Annotated in this window: 20 protein-coding genes; 12 read left to right on the top strand and 8 right to left on the bottom strand. The window is 67.1% G+C overall.

The genetic code is table 11. The features are described from left to right. Window positions 1-30 precede the first annotated feature (30 nt). The 7 genes from EYZ64_RS04775 to EYZ64_RS04745 are packed head-to-tail and all read left to right on the top strand — an operon-like array spanning window position 31 to window position 6,998. Entirely contained in the window at window positions 31-2,883 is a 2,853-nt protein-coding gene (locus EYZ64_RS04775; RefSeq protein WP_135452267.1) for a Na+/H+ antiporter subunit A, read from the top strand. After that, entirely contained in the window at window positions 2,880-3,341 is a 462-nt protein-coding gene (locus EYZ64_RS04770; protein ID WP_135452265.1) for a Na(+)/H(+) antiporter subunit C, read from the top strand. The genes EYZ64_RS04775 and EYZ64_RS04770 overlap by 4 nt, the downstream gene beginning before the upstream one ends. Continuing rightward, window positions 3,338-4,936, top strand: coding sequence for a Na+/H+ antiporter subunit D (locus tag EYZ64_RS04765; RefSeq protein ID WP_135452263.1), 1,599 nt, complete (start codon window positions 3,338-3,340; stop codon window positions 4,934-4,936). Before EYZ64_RS04770 ends, EYZ64_RS04765 begins: the two co-directional genes overlap by 4 nt. Further along, window positions 4,933-5,466: a Na+/H+ antiporter subunit E gene (locus EYZ64_RS04760; RefSeq protein ID WP_135452261.1), complete on the top strand. Its 534-nt coding sequence runs from the start codon at window positions 4,933-4,935 to the stop codon at window positions 5,464-5,466. Before EYZ64_RS04765 ends, EYZ64_RS04760 begins: the two co-directional genes overlap by 4 nt. Then, window positions 5,463-5,747: a monovalent cation/H+ antiporter complex subunit F gene (locus EYZ64_RS04755; RefSeq protein ID WP_036442168.1), complete on the top strand. Its 285-nt coding sequence runs from the start codon at window positions 5,463-5,465 to the stop codon at window positions 5,745-5,747. Before EYZ64_RS04760 ends, EYZ64_RS04755 begins: the two co-directional genes overlap by 4 nt. Next, the gene (locus EYZ64_RS04750) at window positions 5,744-6,097 is read left to right on the top strand and encodes a monovalent cation/H(+) antiporter subunit G (RefSeq protein WP_135452259.1); all 354 of its coding nucleotides are present in this window, start codon (window positions 5,744-5,746) and stop codon (window positions 6,095-6,097) included. Before EYZ64_RS04755 ends, EYZ64_RS04750 begins: the two co-directional genes overlap by 4 nt. After that, the gene (locus EYZ64_RS04745; RefSeq protein WP_135452257.1) at window positions 6,084-6,998 is read left to right on the top strand and encodes an SAM-dependent methyltransferase; all 915 of its coding nucleotides are present in this window, start codon (window positions 6,084-6,086) and stop codon (window positions 6,996-6,998) included. The genes EYZ64_RS04750 and EYZ64_RS04745 overlap by 14 nt, the downstream gene beginning before the upstream one ends. A gap of 101 nt (window positions 6,999-7,099) precedes the next feature. Here EYZ64_RS04745 and EYZ64_RS04740 read toward each other — a convergent pair whose 3' ends face one another. Next, entirely contained in the window at window positions 7,100-7,321 is a 222-nt protein-coding gene (locus EYZ64_RS04740) for a hypothetical protein (RefSeq protein WP_286174618.1), read from the bottom strand. A gap of 152 nt (window positions 7,322-7,473) precedes the next feature. Here EYZ64_RS04740 and EYZ64_RS04735 point away from each other — a divergent pair, with 152 nt between their 5' ends. Together EYZ64_RS04735 and EYZ64_RS04730 are read left to right on the top strand one after the other, a co-directional pair. Then, entirely contained in the window at window positions 7,474-8,139 is a 666-nt protein-coding gene (locus tag EYZ64_RS04735) for a phosphatase PAP2 family protein (protein WP_135452255.1), read from the top strand. After that, complete coding sequence (locus tag EYZ64_RS04730) at window positions 8,136-9,548, top strand: sensor histidine kinase (RefSeq protein WP_135452253.1); 1,413 nt, start codon at window positions 8,136-8,138, stop codon at window positions 9,546-9,548. The genes EYZ64_RS04735 and EYZ64_RS04730 overlap by 4 nt, the downstream gene beginning before the upstream one ends. Here the strand turns inward: EYZ64_RS04730 and EYZ64_RS04725 are convergent. Both EYZ64_RS04725 and EYZ64_RS04720 read right to left on the bottom strand, forming a co-directional pair. Continuing rightward, window positions 9,512-10,198: a response regulator transcription factor gene (locus EYZ64_RS04725; protein WP_135452251.1), complete on the bottom strand. Its 687-nt coding sequence runs from the start codon at window positions 10,196-10,198 to the stop codon at window positions 9,512-9,514. The two genes, EYZ64_RS04730 and EYZ64_RS04725, sit on opposite strands and share 37 nt — an antisense overlap. Window positions 10,199-10,220: 22 nt before the next feature. Next, on the bottom strand, window positions 10,221-10,847 hold the full coding sequence (locus EYZ64_RS04720) for an LON peptidase substrate-binding domain-containing protein (protein ID WP_135452249.1): 627 nt from the start codon (window positions 10,845-10,847) through the stop codon (window positions 10,221-10,223). A gap of 61 nt (window positions 10,848-10,908) precedes the next feature. On the opposite strand from EYZ64_RS04720, the gene EYZ64_RS04715 reads away from it, so the two are divergent. After that, on the top strand, window positions 10,909-11,910 hold the full coding sequence (locus EYZ64_RS04715) for an Lrp/AsnC family transcriptional regulator (RefSeq protein ID WP_135452247.1): 1,002 nt from the start codon (window positions 10,909-10,911) through the stop codon (window positions 11,908-11,910). Here EYZ64_RS04715 and EYZ64_RS04710 read toward each other — a convergent pair. Genes EYZ64_RS04710 through napA form a run of 5 tightly spaced genes read right to left on the bottom strand, consistent with a single transcriptional unit; the run spans window position 11,888 to window position 14,991 of the window. Then, window positions 11,888-12,316, bottom strand: coding sequence for a hypothetical protein (locus tag EYZ64_RS04710; protein WP_135452244.1), 429 nt, complete (start codon window positions 12,314-12,316; stop codon window positions 11,888-11,890). The two genes, EYZ64_RS04715 and EYZ64_RS04710, sit on opposite strands and share 23 nt — an antisense overlap. 11 nt (window positions 12,317-12,327) lie before the next feature. Continuing rightward, window positions 12,328-13,482, bottom strand: coding sequence for a glutamate--cysteine ligase (locus EYZ64_RS04705; protein ID WP_167857708.1), 1,155 nt, complete (start codon window positions 13,480-13,482; stop codon window positions 12,328-12,330). Further along, entirely contained in the window at window positions 13,439-14,149 is a 711-nt protein-coding gene (gene sodC, locus EYZ64_RS04700) for a superoxide dismutase[Cu-Zn] (RefSeq protein WP_135452242.1), read from the bottom strand. Before sodC ends, EYZ64_RS04705 begins: the two co-directional genes overlap by 44 nt. A gap of 10 nt (window positions 14,150-14,159) precedes the next feature. Then, on the bottom strand, window positions 14,160-14,630 hold the full coding sequence (locus tag EYZ64_RS04695) for a LytR C-terminal domain-containing protein (protein ID WP_210115462.1): 471 nt from the start codon (window positions 14,628-14,630) through the stop codon (window positions 14,160-14,162). A 49-nt stretch (window positions 14,631-14,679) separates the two neighbouring features. After that, complete coding sequence (gene napA / locus EYZ64_RS04690) at window positions 14,680-14,991, bottom strand: nucleoid-associated protein NapA (RefSeq protein WP_036442184.1); 312 nt, start codon at window positions 14,989-14,991, stop codon at window positions 14,680-14,682. 138 nt (window positions 14,992-15,129) lie between these two features. Here napA and EYZ64_RS04685 point away from each other — a divergent pair, with 138 nt between their 5' ends. Both EYZ64_RS04685 and EYZ64_RS04680 read left to right on the top strand, forming a co-directional pair. After that, entirely contained in the window at window positions 15,130-15,723 is a 594-nt protein-coding gene (locus EYZ64_RS04685) for a peptide deformylase (RefSeq protein WP_135452237.1), read from the top strand. Next, window positions 15,723-16,628, top strand: coding sequence for an N-acetylglutamate synthase, CG3035 family (locus EYZ64_RS04680; RefSeq protein WP_135452235.1), 906 nt, complete (start codon window positions 15,723-15,725; stop codon window positions 16,626-16,628). The genes EYZ64_RS04685 and EYZ64_RS04680 overlap by 1 nt, the downstream gene beginning before the upstream one ends. Window positions 16,629-16,639: the final 11 nt, after the last annotated feature.

The following is a 16,639-nucleotide window of genomic DNA, read 5'->3' as shown; positions in this document are numbered from 1 at the left end:
ACACCCCGACCCCAACCCGATCGGAGTGCCATGCTCGCCGTTCTGCTCGCCCACGCGGTTGCCACCGCGCTGGCGCCACTTCTGGTGGCCAAATGGGGCCGGCGAGCGTTCTACCCGTTGGCCTTGGTGCCGCTCGGCTCCCTGGTCTGGGTCGGCCTGAACTGGCCGAGCGACGACCGCGTCCCGACCGTGAGCATCCCGTGGGTGCACGAGCTGTCGATGGACATCACGCTGCGGTTCGACTCGTTGGCCGCCATCATGAGCGTGCTGGTGCTGGCCATCGGGGCTCTCGTCCTCTTCTATTGCGGCGAGTACTTCCACCACCACGACGGGAAGACCGAGAAGCGGCTGCCCAGCTTCGCGGCCGAGCTCGTCGCCTTCTCCGGGTCCATGTTCGGCCTGGTGGTCAGCGACAACATGCTGGTTCTCTACATCTTCTGGGAAACCACCACGGTCCTGTCCTTCCTGTTGGTCGGCCACTACGCCGAGCGGGCCACCAGCCGGCGGGCGGCCACCCAGGCGCTGCTGGTCACCACGTTCGGCGGCCTGGCGATGCTGGTCGGCATCATCGTGCTGGGCAATCTGGCCGGCACCTATCTGCTGTCGGAGTTGATCGCGACTCCCCCGGGCGGTACAGCGGCCGCGATCGGGGTGGCGCTGATCCTGGTCGGCGCGCTGTCCAAATCGGCGATCGTGCCGATGCACTTTTGGCTGCCCGGCGCGATGGCCGCGCCCACCCCCGTCAGCGCCTATCTGCACGCCGCGGCGATGGTCAAGGCCGGTGTCTATCTGGTGGCGCGGATGACGCCGGGGTTTGCCGACACTCCGCTGTGGCGGCCCATGGTGGTGGGTCTCGGGCTGGCGACCATGTTGCTGGCCGGTTGGCGCGCGGTACGCGAGTACGACCTCAAATTGATCCTGGCGTTCGGCACGGTCAGCCAGCTGGGTCTGATCACCGTGATGGTGGGCGCCGGAGGCAGCGACATGATGCTGGCCGGCCTGGCCATGCTGTGCGCGCACGCGATGTTCAAGGCCGCGTTGTTCATGGTGGTCGGCGTCATCGACCACACCACCGGCACCCGCGACATCCGGCGCCTCGCGGGCTTGGGGCGCCAGAACCGGCCGCTGCTGATCATTGCCGCATGCGCCACCGCGAGCATGGCCGCGCTGCCGCCGTTCTTCGGGTTCGTCGCCAAGGAGGCCGACCTGGAGACCGTGCTGCACAGCCCGGCGCTCGGCTCCGCGGCTCCATGGGTGCTGACCGGCATCGTGGTGGGCTCAGTGTTCACCACCATCTACAGCCTGCGCTTCATGTGGGGCGCGTTCGCCGCCAAGGGGCGACCGCAGCCCAGCACCCGGGTTGCCGAAATGCACCGTCCCTCAATCACTTTCCTGACCGCACCAGCGATCCTCGCCGCCGCGGGTCTGGCCTTCGGACTGTGGCCCGCCGGGATGGATGCGGTGCTCGACGAATACGCCAACACCATGCCAGGCGGGTCGGGCTACCACCTGGCACTGTGGCACGGGTTCGGCCTGCCGCTGCTGCTCTCGGCCGTCGTACTCGCCGTCGGCACCGTGGTGTTCTTCGGCCGGAACAGGTTGCCCCGCACCCGGTTTGCCTATCGGCCGCTGGGCAATGCCGACCGCATGTACGACGCGGTGATCCGCGGCCTGGATATCACCTCGGTGCGGCTGACCGGCGAGACCCAGCGAGGCTCGCTGCCGGCCACCCAATCGGTGATCCTGTCGACGCTGGTGGTGCTGCCCATCGTGATGCTGGCGCTGGGCGCCCGGGACCGCCCGAATTTCGCGCTGTGGGATTCCCCGCTGCAGGTGGTCGTCGGGTTGCTGATGCTGGCCGCCGCGATCGGCGCGACGGTGATGCGTAACCGGCTGGCCGCGGTGCTGCTGGTCGGGGTGACCGGCTACGGCTGCGGCGCGATCTTCGCCTTCCACGGTGCGCCTGATCTGGCGCTCACCCAATTCCTGGTCGAGACACTGGTTTTGGTGATCTTCGTGCTGGTCCTTCGGGTCCTGCCCGCCGAGGCCGACGCCACGAACATCAATCGTCACCGGCTGCCGCGTGCAGCACTGGCGCTGGCGGTGGGCGCCGCGGTCACGACGCTCGCGGTGTTCGCGATGGCCGCGCGCAACGGTGTGGGCATCGCCGAGCTGATCCCCGACGCCGCGTACTACCGCGGGCACGGCGCCAATGCGGTCAACGTGCTGCTGGTCGATATCCGTGCCTGGGACACCCTGGGAGAGGTCATGGTGTTGCTGGTGGCCGCGACGGGTGTGGCGTCGCTGGTGTTCCGGCACCGGCGCTTCGGTGCCGCGCCGCGCGTCAGCACCGCCGTCGGCCAGCCCGACATCGGCCCCATCGGGGCGTACAGCCCCGCCGTCGGCGACGTCACCTGGCTGCGCGGCAGCGAACTGCGCGATCCTCGACACCGCTCTCTGGTGCTGGAGGTGGCGACGCGCGTCATCTTCCCGCTCATCATGGTGCTCTCGGCGTACTTCTTCTTCGCCGGCCACAACACTCCCGGCGGTGGCTTCGCCGGCGGGTTGACCGCTGGCCTGGCGCTCGTGCTGCGGTACCTGGCCGGTGGCCGCTACGAGCTCGGCGAGACGCTGCCGCTGGACGCGGGCAAGATCCTCGGCACCGGGCTCGGCCTCTCGGCGGGAACGGCGGTCGCCTCAATCTTGTTGGGCGCGCCCGCATTGTCCTCGGCTGTCCTGCAGTTCGACGTGCCGGTGCTGGGTTCGGTCAAGATGGTGACAGCGTTGTTCTTCGATCTGGGGGTGTATCTCATCGTTGTCGGTTTGGTGCTCGACATCTTGCGCAGCCTCGGCGCCCGCGTGGATGCGGAGATGGCCCGATGACGACATTCCTGGTCCCGCTGATCATCATCGGCGGGCTCACCAGCACCGGCGTGTACCTGCTGCTCGAACGCAACCTGACCCGGATGTTGTTGGGGCTGTTGCTGATCGGCAATGCGGTCAACCTGTTGATCCTGACCGTCGGCGGCAAGTCGGGCAATCCACCGATCCGCGGGCGCACCAGCAACGGCGCCACCACCGACGCTGATCCGCTGGCCCAGGGCATGATCCTCACCGCGATCGTGATCAGCATGGGGCTCGCGGCATTCGTACTGGCACTGGCCTACCGCTCGTATCGCCTCACCACGGTCGAAGAGGTCAGCAACGATCCCGAAGACACGCGAGTGTCGCAGCAGTCGGGCACCGAGGAAGAAGAAGAGATTCCGCAACCCGACCCCAACCGCGACACCGACGCGCCCGACGAACTCGATGCGCTGCCGGGATTCGAGGGGTCGAAGTGAACGCCCAGGCTCTGATCCCGTTGCCGGTGCTGATCCCGGCGCTCGCCGCGGCGGCAACGCTCGTGGCCGGGCGCCGTCCCCAGTTGCAGCGCTTCATCACCCAATTCGCACTCACGGCGGTGGTCGCGGTGTGTGCAGCGCTGGTGTACCTGGCCGACCGGGACGGCACCCTGGTCCTGCACGTCGGCGGGTGGGGTCAGAGCGTGCCGGGAATGGGGCCGTTGGGCATCACCCTGGTGGTGGACCGGCTTTCGGCGCTGATGCTCGTGGTGTCGGCCATCGTGCTGTTGGCGGTGGTTGCGTACGCCATCGGGCAGGGTATCCGCGACGGCGACGAACGCCAGCCGGTGTCGATCTTCCTGCCCACGTATCTGGTGCTGTCGGCCGGTGTGTGTACCGCGTTCCTGGCGGGTGATCTGTTCAATCTGTTCGTCGGCTTCGAGGTGCTGCTGGCCGCGAGCTTCGTCCTGCTGACCATCGGCGCCAGCGAGGACCGTGTCCGTGCCGGCATCTCCTACGTGCTGGTGTCGATGGTGTCGTCGCTGATCTTCCTGATCGGCATCGCGCTGGTGTATGCGGCGACCGGGACGCTGAACATGGCCGAGCTGGCGTTACGCCTCGACGACATCCCGTCGGGCACCCGCACCGCGTTGTTCGCGGTGCTGCTGGTGGCGTTCGGCATCAAGGCCGCGGTCTTCCCGCTGTCGACGTGGCTGCCCGACTCCTACCCCACCGCGCCCGCGCCGGTCACCGCGGTGTTCGCCGGCTTGCTGACGAAGGTCGGTGTGTACGCGATCATCCGGGCCCATTCGCTGCTGTTCCCGGGCGGGGCGCTGGACAATGTGCTGCTGGTGGCGGGCCTGCTCACCATGATCATCGGCATCCTCGGTGCGATCGCCCAGAGCGACATCAAACGGCTGTTGTCCTTCACCCTCGTCAGCCACATCGGCTACATGGTGTTCGGTGTCGCACTGGCCAACCAGCTCGGCATGTCCGGCGCGATCTACTACGTGGCCCACCACATCGTCGTGCAGACGACGCTGTTCCTCGTCGTCGGTCTGATCGAACGGCAGGCCGGGGCGTCGACGTTGCAACGGCTGGGCGGGCTGGCCGCGGCCAGCCCGGTGCTGGCGTTCGTGTTCGTGGTGCCCGCGCTGAACCTCGGTGGCATCCCGCCGTTCTCGGGCTTCATCGGCAAGGTGGCGCTGCTCGAGGCGGGCGCCGCGAACGGTTCGCCACTGGCCTGGATCCTGGTGGCCGGCAGCGTGGTGACGAGCCTGCTGACGCTTTACGTGGTGGCGCGGGTGTGGACGAAGGCGTTCTGGCGAGCCCGTGCCGACGCACCCGAAGGGCACCTGGCCGGGGCGGCACCGGCGGTGCTGCTCGACGACATCGAGGACATCGAGTTCGCCGATCGCGACAGCGTGGGCCGCATGCCGATGGGAATGTTGGCTCCGACAGGCGCTTTGATCGCGGTTGGGCTGGCGCTGACCGTGGCGGCCGGGCCGATCTTCTCCTACAGCGAGCGCGCCGCGGCCGAAGTGCTGGACCGTGGACAGTACATCTCGGCGGTGCTCGGGGGTGATGGGCGATGAGGTGGCTGCTGCTACGAGCCTGGATCTTGTGCTGGCTGATGCTCGTGTGGGTGCTGCTGTGGGGCAGCATCTCTGCGGCCAACATCGTGTCGGGCCTGGCGGTCGCCGTTGTGATCACGGTGTTGCTGCCGCTGCCCGCCGTCCCGGTGGAGGGGCGGGTACATCTGTTGTCGCTGCTGCGGTTGGTCATTCAGGTCGCCGTTTGGCTGGTGATGTCGTCGTTCCAGATGGCCTGGTTGGCGGTCAGACCGGGGCCGCTGCCGCTCAACGCCGTGTTACGGGCGCATCTGGCGATCAAGTCCGATCTGGTCTTGGCCCTCGGGGTCAACATCATCAACCTGACCCCGGGAACCATCGTGCTGGAGATCGATCAGACCCGGCGGCTGATCTATGTACACGTCGTCGACGTGGGTTCCGACAAGGCGATCAACCGGTTCCACAGCCAGATCACCACCCTGCAGCGGCTTTTGGTGGCGGCTTTCGAGCGCGAGTCGGACTGGCGCCCTGCGGCCAACAAGGAGGGCGCATGACAACCGTGTGGACGATCGCCGCGGTCATGTTGACGGCCGCCGCGGCGATCACGATGTTTCGCCTTTTGGCGGGGCCGAGCACCCTGGATCGGCTGGTCGCGTTGGACACCCTGGTGGCCGTCACGCTGTGCGGTATCGGGACCTGGGCGGCGTACAGCCTTGACACCACGGTGACCTACAGCTTGACGGCGTTGGCGTTGATCAGCTTCGTCGGTTCGGTGAGCGTGGCGCGGTTCCGCGTGCCCGATACCGATGAACCGCGGCGGAAGTGGGTGCCATGAACATCCTCGACATCGTCACCGCCGTCCTGATCCTGGCCGGGTCGACGCTGGCCTTGACCGCCGCGATCGGCATCGTGCGGTTCGGCGACACCATGTCGCGGATGCATTCGGCGACCAAGCCCCAGGTGCTCGGGCTGCTCTTGGTGCTGGCCGGTGCGGCGATCCGGCTCCGGGGCCACGCCGATGTCGGCATGTTGATCCTCACCGGTTTGTTCACGCTGATCACCGCCCCGGTGATCGCCAACCGCGTCGGGCAACTGGCCTACCGGGAGCAGCGCAACCGGGAGAATCTGCTGACCCGCGACGAGATGGCGGAGTTCGGGGAGACTGACAGTGATGGCCAGAACTAACGACGACAGCTGGGAAATCACCGAGAGCGTGGGTGCCACCGCGCTCGGGGTGGCGATGGCCCGAGCCGACGAGACCGCCGCTGAATCTCCGTTGTTCACCGACCCGTATGCGCAGATGTTTCTCGACGCCGCGGCCGCACGGGGCTGGCGCCCGCCCACCGGCGCGATGGCCCAGCGGATTCGCTCCATCGGCAATTACGCCGCGTCCCGGACCAAATGGTTCGACGAGTTCTTCCTCGCCGCGGGCGCGTCGGGTATCCGCCAGTCGGTGATCCTGGCGGCCGGCCTGGATGCCCGAGCCTGGCGGTTGCCCTGGATCCACGACAGCGTGGTGTTCGAGATCGACCAACCGCAGGTGCTGCAGTTCAAGGAGGAAGTCCTGGCGGCGCACCGGGCTGCGCCCAAGGCCCGGCATGTCGCCGTCGGGGTCGACCTGCGCCAGGATTGGCCGAAGGCATTGCGGGATGCGGGTTTCGACGCCACCGAGCCGACGGCGTGGTCGGTCGAAGGCTTGCTCCCCTACCTGCCGGCCGAAGCGCAGGACCTGCTGTTCGAGCGCATCACCGAACTGTCGGCACGGGACAGCCGGATCGCGGTCGAGTCGTTCAGCGCCGGGTTCTTCTCCGAAGATCAGCTGGCCCGCCGCCGTGAGCTCATCGAGACGATGCGTGCCGAGGCCGCCGAGGCCGGCGACGACATGCCGGATCCGGAGCAGCTGTGGTTCATCGAGGATCGCGCCCACGTCCCCGATTGGCTCAGCGAACACTGCTGGGACGTGGCGGCCCTGCCGGCCGACGACCTGATGGCGCGCTACCACCGCACCCTGCCCGCCGATACCACCGAGGGCACCATGTCCACGGAGTTCGTCGAGGGCATCCTGGCCGAAACCTATTCTGGATGACGGAGATTCGACAACCGGAGAACCGGATCGAGCTGATCGACGGCCGTGCGCTGGACCGGCTCGACATCGAGGCCTTCGTTCCGGAGTAGCCCCCGACAGCGCTACTTGTGCGGAGCCTTCACCTTCGGGGAGGCGAATGGAGTCTCCGGTGCGGTCGGCGGGGTGGTCACTGTCGTGGTACTGCTGAACTGCAAGGCGGAGTCAGTTGTACCCGTCTTGGCGCCGTCGATGACGGCTACCGCGCCGAGCAGCGCCATGGCACTTATCCCGGTGACGGCGGCCAACAACTTCATCCGGTGATACGGCTTCTGTAGCGGGGGCATCGAACATCTCCTCGTACGGTCCGCGGCGTGATCACCGCAGCGATGCCACAGAGTGACAGGTCGTCGATGAGAAAACGCTGATAAAGATCGTGATCACCGTGCTTCTCAGCGCCGCCTCAGCAACGCCTGGGCACCGTGGAACGGTGAATGCGATGCGGCGCGTGACCTGGCAGGTCCAGATGGCGGTTGTTCTGCTCAGCGGATTCGTCGGATTGGGGTTCATCTCCTGGTCGTCCCACTCCGGCACCGCAGTAGACCATCGTGTCCTCGACTGGGTCGTTACGCAGCGCAATGCATGGCTGACCAGCGTTGCCGCGGTGATCACCGATCTGGGTAGTCCCGCCGCTGTCGCGCTGATCGCGGTCGGTGCCGCGGCGCTGATCTGGTTCCGGACGCGCCTGGCCCGACCCGCGATCGTGGTGGTGGCCACCGTTGGCCTCGCATCGGTGGCAAGCACCTTGGGCAAAGCAGTGGTGAGGTCCAACCGGCCGCCGTCCGCAGTTCAACTGCTGGCCGAGACCGACCATTCGTTCCCCTCCGGACACGTCACCGGAACGGCGGCACTCCTCGGCATCCTCGCGGTTGTCGTCGGCGCACGTACTGGGCACACAGTCGGGTTACTCGTGTGCGGCGCTTTCGCAACGCTCGTGGTCGCGGCGACGCGGCTCTACCTGGGCGTGCACTGGCTCGCCGATGTCAGCGGCGGGTTTCTGCTGGGTTCGGCGGCCGTACTGCTCGGCTGGGCTTTCCTGGCGAGGCCGGCCGACGACACCCCGGAGATCGGAGAGGACGCGGTGCAGCTCAGACTGTCGAGATGACGTCGGCTTCGGGTACAGGCCGTCAGCGGCTGCGGATCCGGCCGTGGCCACGACAGTGGGGTATCGCGACCCGGTCGGCCCTCGTCGCGGCCACGGTGGTGCTGATGGCGCTCGTGGTCGCGGGCGCGGGCCTGACGGTGCTGCTGTACCGCTACCTGATCTCGGGGATCGACGAGGCTGCGGCGACGCAGCTGCATGACATCACCACCGCACTCAGGGCCGAGTCCCCCGCCGCCTTCGACAGCTCCCTGCTCGATACCGATCAGCGGGTTGTCGCGATCCAGATAATCGCCAACGACAACACCGTCGTCCTCAGTTCCACCGATGCACCGAGCACGCCGCTGGTGCCGGTGACCGCCGTCGGCGCCAAGCCGACCCGGCTGGCCGGCAATTCGGTTCCCAACGACGATCTCAGGATCATCGGCCGGACGGTCGATACGCCCCACGGGCGTTACACGATCTTGGTTGCCGGCAGCAGTGAACTCGCCGAATCCACGGTCCAGACCGTCGCGCTGCTGTTGTGCGGATCAGCGCCGCTGGTCATCGCCGTCGTGGCGGTGGCCACCTACCTGCTGGTGAAGCGGTCGCTGCGATCGGTCGACGCGATCCGCGCCCGGGTCGCCGAGATCAGCACATCCGACCTGGCCGAGCGCGTGCCTCGACCCGACAGCCACGATGAGATCGCCGCGCTCGCCGACACGATGAATGCCATGCTGGCCCGCCTGGAAACCGGCCACAACGCGCAGCGCCAGTTCGTCGGGGATGCGTCCCATGAGCTGCGTAGCCCGTTGACCACGATCATCTCCGCGCTGGATGTCGCCCAGGTACACCCCGGGTTGCTCGACCAGGACCTGCTCGAAACCACACTGATGCCCGAGGCTCAGCGGATGCAGTCGCTGATCGATGATCTGTTGCTGCTGGCCCGAGCCGATGAGCGCGGTCTGAAACTCCGTCTGGAAGAGCTGGACCTCCGGCCGGTCATCCAGGCCGAGGCCGACCGGTTACGGCGCGGAACCCACCTGACCGTGCACACCGACGTTGGTGAAGCCCGGATGTCAGGTGACACCCAGGCTCTCTCACGGGTGCTGCGAAATCTGACCGACAACGCCGCGCGTCATGCGCGTTCATGCATCGACATCGACCTGCACCAGGTGGACAGCACCGTCATGCTGACTGTCGCTGACGACGGGCCGGGCATCCCAGAGGCCGACCGCCTGCGGGTGTTCGCCCGGTTCGTCCGGCTGGACTCCGATCGTTCCCGCAATGGCGGCGGGACGGGACTCGGCTTGGCGATCGTTTCTGAAATCGTTGCCGCACATGGCGGTACGGTCACCGTGGACGACCGGGCCGGAGGCGGCACCGTCGTCCGTGTTCAATTGCCTCGGCTCTCTTCCGATTCGAGCCGGTAGCCGACTCCCCGCACAGTGTGAATGCTGTTGGTACCGAACGGTGCATCGATCTTGAGGCGAACGTATCGCACATAGACTTCGACGACGTTGTGTGGCCCCACGTAGTGGGCATCCCATACGTTCCGCAGGATGTCAGCCTTGGTCACCACCGTGTCCTTGTTCCGCATCAGGTACTGCAGCAGGCAGAATTCCTTGGGCGTCAGTCCAATTGGAACATCGCCGCGGGCGACGGTCTTGCGGGCCGGATCGAGCGACAGCGATCCCGCGGTGATGACGGCCGGCCGCTGAGGTGCGCCCCGGCGCTGCAGTGCCCGCATCCTGGCCGCCAGCACGTTGAACTTGAACGGTTTGGTGAGGTAGTCGTCGGCTCCCAGGTCGAACGCGTCGGTCTCGTCGAATTCACCGTCTTTGGCGGTCAGCATCAGCACCGGAGTCCACACCTGCTGCGCCCGGATCCGCCGCAGCACCTCGTAGCCGCTCATGCCCGGGAGCATGATGTCGAGCAGGATCACATCGAAGTCGTCCTCCACGGCCAGGTGCGCCCCGTCCACACCGTTGTCGGCCACCACGACCACGCAGCCCTCGGCCCGCAACCCCAGGCTCAGCGTCTTGGTGAGCCTGGGCTCATCGTCGACGATCAACACTCTCATCTCGTGACCAATTGTCCGCTCGCTACTGCGAAAGCTGGAACTCGACCATCGCGGTGACGGTGTCCACGGCCTCGCTGAGCACCTCGAGCCGGGCCGCTTCCGACGGCGCGGCCAGCAGTGAATAACGGTCGGCCTGTCCCATGGGTAACCGGCTGGCCAGGGCGTACAAGCGGTTCTCCGGATCGACGCCGGCCGACTCCACGATCTCGCGGCTGCGGATCGACGTGCCGCGAGCCTCCCCGATCCGGTCGAGCAGTGCCACCATCCGGTCTTCGACGTCGCTGATGCGGGCGGCATCCGCCTGGCCGCCGGGTTCGTCGGGCCAGAGTTCGATCTCGGCACGTGGATACGGATCGTCGTCGAGCCAGCGCTGCACCCGGATTCGATCACTCATCACGCACAGCAGCCGGTACTTGCCGACACCGAATTCCTGGCAGTCCACGATCAAGGCCCGCGCCCCGACGTCGCACCGGCGGTCACCGCCGCCCACCTCGCGGCCGGCCGAGATCAGCACCACCCCGAACGACGGCTCCGACATGGCCAAACAGTCGCCCACCATCGCCACGTAGCGCGGTTCGAAAATCCGCAGCGGCAGTTCCTGGCCGGGCAGCATGGCCACTTCGAGAGGAAACATCGGTGAGACCGTCATGAGGCCAGGATCGTCCTCGCCCTTTGGTTGGTCAATGCGCATCAGCCGGTAGCCTCGGATGATGCCACCGTCAGCGGAGCTTGAGGCAGCCCGCACGCTGCTGTCCGACCCGGGCTACACCGACCTCGACGCGGTCGACCGCCAACTGATCGAATTGCTGCAGGCCGATGGCCGTATTCCCTACGCGGAGCTGGCCCGTCGCGCCGGCATCACGGAAAAGGCTGCGCGCCGCCGTGTTTCGCGACTGTTGGATGAGGGCTACATCACCATCGCCGCCGTCACCGATCCGGCGGTGCTGGGGTTCGGCTCGCTGGGGCTGGCTCTGCTGACCGTCGACGGATCCCGCACACCGGTCGAGCTCGCCGCCGAGCTCGCCTTGTTGGGCGAAGCCGATTACGTGACGGCGACGACGGGCCCGTACGGGGTGGTGCTGGAGTTGGTCTGCACCGATGCCCGTGAACTTCATGATGTCGCCTTCGGCAAGATCGCGACGCTGCCCGGGGTGCGTTCGGTCGAACTGCTCCCTTACCTGCGGCTGCACTATCAGCAGGCCCGGCTGTCCGGCGTGCTCGCCGACGGCGCGGTGCGGCCGCGCCCGCTCGATGACATCGACCGCTCGATCCTGACGCGCCTCGCCGTCGACGGCCGCGCGGCCTTCCGCGACTTCGCTTCTGCGCTGGGCTTGTCCGAGACCACCATCCGGGTCCGGTACAACCGGATGGTGGAGACGGGCGCGGCCCGGGTGATGTGCATCGCCAATCCGTTGCGGCTCGGCTACCGCCACAGCAGCTGGGTGGCGATCCGTACCGACGGACGGGCCGGCGCCCAGAAGGTGGCCGAGGCGCTGACCCGCGTGGAAACGGTGTCGTACGTGGCGCTGACCGCCGGTCGTTGGGATGTCCTGGCCGAGGTGGTGACCGCCCGCGGCGAGGACCTGCTCGACGTGCTCGACGAGAGCATCCGCGGCCTGGACGGTGTCACCGCGATGCAGGCCTGGCCTTATATCGCAGTGCACTACAAGGCAATTCACCCCAGAGATGTCAGCCAGGCACCTTTTTGTTGATCGCCTCGACCACGGTCGAATTCCGATCGGCCAGCACGCACATGGCTCCGATGAACGAGGTCCACAGGAACGGATTCTTCTTCATTCCCGCATAGCCGTTCTTCGCCAGCAGCTCGACCATGCCGAGCTGGGTGGCCTCGTCCATCGACGCGTACTCCCGGCAGGTGGTCGACATCCCGTTTGGTGGCGGGGTGCTGACCCCGCCACTGGTCCCGCCACCGGTCCCGGGGGACGGGAAAGCCGGGGACGGGGGCGCCGCCGTGTAGCTGGGCCGGGGCCTGGTGGTCGTCGTGGTGGAGATCCCGGTCTGATCGGGATCACCCATCGGCGTTCCGGCGGTGACGGTGCTGCAGCCCGAGAGAGCGAGGCCCGCCACCACAATCCCCGCCATGATCCGCAGTCGCATAGCGCTCATCCTCACAGTTGGAGTTCGCCGACCAGGGCGTCGACGACTTCGCGGAGGTCGCCGTCGTTCTCCTCGGCCACCCGGCGCTGCCGTTGATACGAGGCGCCGCCGCGGTAGATGTCGGTGACAGAGGCGAGCTCGTCCGAGCATCCCAGTGACTTTGCCACCGGCTCAAGGTGATTCAGCAATTCGTCGAGATCTTCGGTGACCAGCCGCTCGTTGCTGTCCGCGTCCAGGATGATCACGGCGTCCAGTCCGTAGCGGGCCGCACGCCATTTGTTCTCCTGCACATGCCAGGGCGGCATGGTCGGCAACTGCTCGCCCGCATCGAGCCTGCGGTCCAGATCGACGATCAGGCAGTGGGTCAGCGCGACGAGCGCACCGAGCTCACGGACGTTGGACACCCCGTCGAAGATCCGCACCTCGACGGTGCCGAGGTGCGGCGACGGCCTGATGTCCCAACGAATCTCGTTGAGATGATCGATGATGCCGGTCTTCTTCTGATCGTGGACGAAACCCTCGAACTCCGGCCAGGTCTGGAATTGGAACGGCAGGCCGGCAGTGGGCAACTGCTGGAACATCATCGCCCGGTTGCTCGCGTACCCGGTGTCCTCACCGTCCCAGAACGGTGAGGATGCCGACAGCGCCAACAGATGCGGGTACTGGTTGAGCAGCGACGAGATGATCGGCATGACCTTGTGCGCCGAGGAGATCCCGACGTGCACGTGCACACCCCAGATCAGCATCTGGCGGCCCCACCATTGGGTGCGTTTGATCAGCTCGGCGTACCGCGGCGCGTCGGTGAGCTGTTGCGCGGACCATTTCGCAAACGGATGGGTACCCGCGCAGAACAGTTCCATGCCGCGGTCGTGCACGATCTTGCGCACGGGACCGAGCGTGCCGCGCAGGTCGTCCATCGCCTCACCGGTGTTCTCACAGATCCCGGTGACGATCTCGATGGTGTTGCGCAGCAACTCCTTGTGCACGTGTGGGCTCTCGCCGACCTCGGCGATCACCTCGGCGGCGCCGTTGCTCAGATCACGACTGTCGGCGTCGACGAGAGCGAACTCCCATTCGACGCCGACAGTTGGCCGGGGCGACCCGGCGAAATCGATACGGCTGTCAGCCGGCGCCGATAACACCGCATGCCACTCGACTGCCGGCATCGCCGGTGGCCAAGGTCGCGGGGTCGGGGCCGGGTGCGCCGCCGATCACCTGCTGGTACTTCTCCGGCGGGATGTTGGCGAAGTTGTCCGACTTCTCATGGATCATGATGGCGGTCTTCGAGCCGGCCAACAGATCCTCGGCGGTGAACGCGTCGGTGGTGGTCACCAGCTTGCCCGAGCCGTCGGCGCGGATCTGCAACGAGCTCAGGTCACCGCTGGAGGGGTGACCGGAGTGACCGGGCACCTGGAAATGGCCCCCGGCGGAGTTGAAGTCGCCGGGCGCGCCACCGGTCGGGGCCACCGAGTTGGCCTCACACTTGCCGACCGAGTGGATGTGGAGACCATGGAATCCCGGAGCCAGCTTGCCCGGGGTGGTGGTCTCGACGGTGACGGTGGCGAAACCGTCGGCGAACTGGAATTCGGCGGTTGCCACGGCAGTCCCGTCGGCGGTCTTGAGATCCGCGGTGAGGGTCTCTCCGCCGCTGGTGGCCGGTGCACCGTGCCCGCCGCCCTGCTCACCGGGAGCGGCCGAGGGCGACGGCGATCCGGTCCAGATCGCCGGGGTGGTGCCGGGCGTGTCGGACGGCACCTGTCCGGGCGGACTGCAGGCGCTCAGCGCGACAACGGGGGCAGCGAACAGTATGGCAACACTGACGGGCTTCAGCATGGCCCAAAGCCTAGCCGGTGACTACCACGATCACGCCCGGTGGTTGCTCCAGAAGTTCTGGGCGCCGGGGTTCGACGGGCGCCTGGATCGCCTTGCCCACGGCGTCGGCGGCTTCCTTCTCACCCGGAGTCTCACCGAAGAACACCGTGGTGCCGGCAACACCTTCCAACGCCAGGTTGCCGGTCTCGGTGACATTCCAGTGCGCCTCGCGCAGCCGGTTGGCCGTGGTCTCGGCCGCACCGGGGACTTCGGAGATGTTGTACACGCGCACGTCGGCCTTGACCTCTGGTGCGGGTGCGGCCTTTGCCGAGGTCTTCGTCGTGGTCGTCGCGGTGGTCGTGGCCACGGACGACGACTGATCCGAAGAGTCGTCGCCTGAGCCGATCGCCTGGAAACCGACCAGCAGGAACACGACCCCGAGGAACAACAGCACCATCACCATGGCACGCAGGGGCAACCCGGAGGAGTCTCGCTGATTCATCGCCACCACTGTATCGAGCGAACCGCCCGATCCCTCACCCCGTGACCTTTTAGGTGCTGATATCGAAGCCGAGCCGCCGCGCAGCCCGCGCCTTCTGACGGCTGGCCCGCATCCGCCGCAGCCGCTTGACCAGCATCGGGTCGGCAGCCAGCGCCTCGGGACGGTCCACCAACGCGTTCAGCACCTGGTAGTACCGCGTAGCCGACATCGAGAAGAGCTCTTTGATCGCGTCTTCCTTGCTTCCGGCGTACTTCCACCATTGGCGTTCGAAGGCCAAAATATCGTGCTCGCGCCGGGTGAGCCCATCGCTCAGATCAGAGTCGTCCCCGGATTGCTCAGTCCGCGCCATGGCGCCGTCCATATTGCTCCCTGGACCCTTCCGACACGTGAGAAATAACATCGCTGTGGTTCGGCGATTATTCAACCACGGCTTGCTGGGTCTGGGTGACACATAAACCCGCGAGTCGGCTCCGGAAGGACTTCCGCCTAAGATTCCCCGGTGGCTGTCGTACCAATTTGCATCGTCGGGGATCCCGTTCTGCACACGCCGACCGAGCCGGTGCCGGTCGGCCCGGACGGTTCGCTGCCTGCGGACCTGCCCGAACTCATCCAGACCATGTTCGACACCATGGACGCTGCGAACGGGGTTGGCTTGGCCGCCAACCAGATCGGCGTGGCCAAGCGGTTGTTCGTCTATGACTGTGCCCCGACGCGGGGCCAAGTCACGCGCCGCCGCGGGGTCGTCATCAACCCGGTGCTGGAGACGTCCGAGGTTCCCGAGACGATGCCCGACCCCGACGATGACGAGGAAGGCTGCCTGTCGGTGCCGGGCGAGAATTTCCCGACCGGCCGGGCCGACTGGGCGCGGGTCACCGGGCTGGACGCCGACGGTTCACCGGTCACTCTCGAGGGCACCGACTTGTTTGCCCGGATGCTCCAGCACGAGACCGGACACCTCGACGGATTTCTCTACATCGACCGGCTGGTGGGCCGCTACGCGAGGGCGGCCAAGAAGTCCGTCAAGCGCAACGGATGGGGTGTACCCGGCCTGTCCTGGATGCCCGGCGAGGTTCCCGACCCGTTCGGTCACTGATGCCGGCATTGCCCGCGCTCGGGTCCCGGGTCAGCCTGCGTTACCAGCTGCCCGCCGGGTCGGCCAAGCCACTGACCGACGTCATCGGCCATGTGGAGCGCCTGGAGCCGACGGTGCTGATCCGCACCAAGGACGGCGAGCTCGTCGAAATCTCTCCTGCCGACATCGTGAGCGTGCGTGAGTTGTCGCACGCACCGGTGCGGGCCTCCGAAATCCGCGCGCTCGAACACGCGGCGGCGCTGGCCTGGCCCGGCGTCGAACAGCAATGGCTGGGCGGTTGGCTGCTGCGTGCCGGGCGCGGTGTCACCAGCCGCGCCAATTCGGCGATCCCACTGGGCGTGTCGGCGCAGATCGCCGATCTGTCCGCGGTGCGCGACTGGTACCGCGAACGTGACCTGCCGGCCTGGCTGGCCCTGCCGGAGCGGCTACTGCCGATACGCACCCCCGGCATCAAGCCGGCACGGGTCATGGTGCGTGAGTTGCCGGGTGCACAGCCCCCGGCGTCGGGTGTCACGCTGGCACAGCAACCGGACGCACAGTGGCTGCGGATCTATGAACGCGAGGTCCCCGGCGACGTGCTGACCGCCGTGGTCGACGGAGAGCTGATCTTCGCGACGGTGCCCGACCGCGCGGTCGGTCGCGGCGCGGTGACGAGCGCTCCGGACGGCACGGCCTGGCTGGGCATCTCGTCGGTGCGCGTCTCCCCCGCCCATCGCAGGCAGGGCCATGCCCGGGCAGTGTGTGAAGCACTGTTGGGCTGGGGCGCCGAGGCAGGTGCCCGGCGGGCCTACGTCCAGGTGGAGGTGGACAACCACCCGGCCATCGCGCTGTACACCGCACTGGGATTCCGGCTGCATCACCAAACCCGCTATGTCGCGGCCGAGGACATCCTCGGTTCGCGCTGACCGTAACCTCT

The organism is Mycobacterium sp. DL99 (assembly GCF_004762045.1).
Lineage (GTDB): Bacteria > Actinomycetota > Actinomycetes > Mycobacteriales > Mycobacteriaceae > Mycobacterium.
The sequence above is the reverse complement of the archived record's forward strand: the minus strand, read 5'-3'. Positions and strand labels throughout refer to the sequence as shown.

Coding starts and splice junctions, on each gene's coding strand:
- EYZ64_RS04740 (WP_286174618.1), bottom strand. CDS start 7,321: ATGCCCCCGCTACAGAAGCCGTATCACCGGATGAAGTTGTTGGCCGCC.
- EYZ64_RS04715 (WP_135452247.1), top strand. CDS start 10,909: ATGCCACCGTCAGCGGAGCTTGAGGCAGCCCGCACGCTGCTGTCCGAC.
- EYZ64_RS04705 (WP_167857708.1), bottom strand. CDS start 13,482: ATGCCGGCAGTCGAGTGGCATGCGGTGTTATCGGCGCCGGCTGACAGC.
- EYZ64_RS04725 (WP_135452251.1), bottom strand. CDS start 10,198: ATGAGAGTGTTGATCGTCGACGATGAGCCCAGGCTCACCAAGACGCTG.
- EYZ64_RS04735 (WP_135452255.1), top strand. CDS start 7,474: ATGCGGCGCGTGACCTGGCAGGTCCAGATGGCGGTTGTTCTGCTCAGC.
- EYZ64_RS04680 (WP_135452235.1), top strand. CDS start 15,723: ATGCCGGCATTGCCCGCGCTCGGGTCCCGGGTCAGCCTGCGTTACCAG.
- napA (WP_036442184.1), bottom strand. CDS start 14,991: ATGGACGGCGCCATGGCGCGGACTGAGCAATCCGGGGACGACTCTGAT.
- EYZ64_RS04775 (WP_135452267.1), top strand. CDS start 31: ATGCTCGCCGTTCTGCTCGCCCACGCGGTTGCCACCGCGCTGGCGCCA.
- sodC (WP_135452242.1), bottom strand. CDS start 14,149: ATGCTGAAGCCCGTCAGTGTTGCCATACTGTTCGCTGCCCCCGTTGTC.
- EYZ64_RS04760 (WP_135452261.1), top strand. CDS start 4,933: ATGAGGTGGCTGCTGCTACGAGCCTGGATCTTGTGCTGGCTGATGCTC.
- EYZ64_RS04755 (WP_036442168.1), top strand. CDS start 5,463: ATGACAACCGTGTGGACGATCGCCGCGGTCATGTTGACGGCCGCCGCG.
- EYZ64_RS04750 (WP_135452259.1), top strand. CDS start 5,744: ATGAACATCCTCGACATCGTCACCGCCGTCCTGATCCTGGCCGGGTCG.
- EYZ64_RS04710 (WP_135452244.1), bottom strand. CDS start 12,316: ATGCGACTGCGGATCATGGCGGGGATTGTGGTGGCGGGCCTCGCTCTC.
- EYZ64_RS04720 (WP_135452249.1), bottom strand. CDS start 10,847: ATGACGGTCTCACCGATGTTTCCTCTCGAAGTGGCCATGCTGCCCGGC.
- EYZ64_RS04745 (WP_135452257.1), top strand. CDS start 6,084: ATGGCCAGAACTAACGACGACAGCTGGGAAATCACCGAGAGCGTGGGT.
- EYZ64_RS04730 (WP_135452253.1), top strand. CDS start 8,136: ATGACGTCGGCTTCGGGTACAGGCCGTCAGCGGCTGCGGATCCGGCCG.
- EYZ64_RS04695 (WP_210115462.1), bottom strand. CDS start 14,630: ATGAATCAGCGAGACTCCTCCGGGTTGCCCCTGCGTGCCATGGTGATG.
- EYZ64_RS04770 (WP_135452265.1), top strand. CDS start 2,880: ATGACGACATTCCTGGTCCCGCTGATCATCATCGGCGGGCTCACCAGC.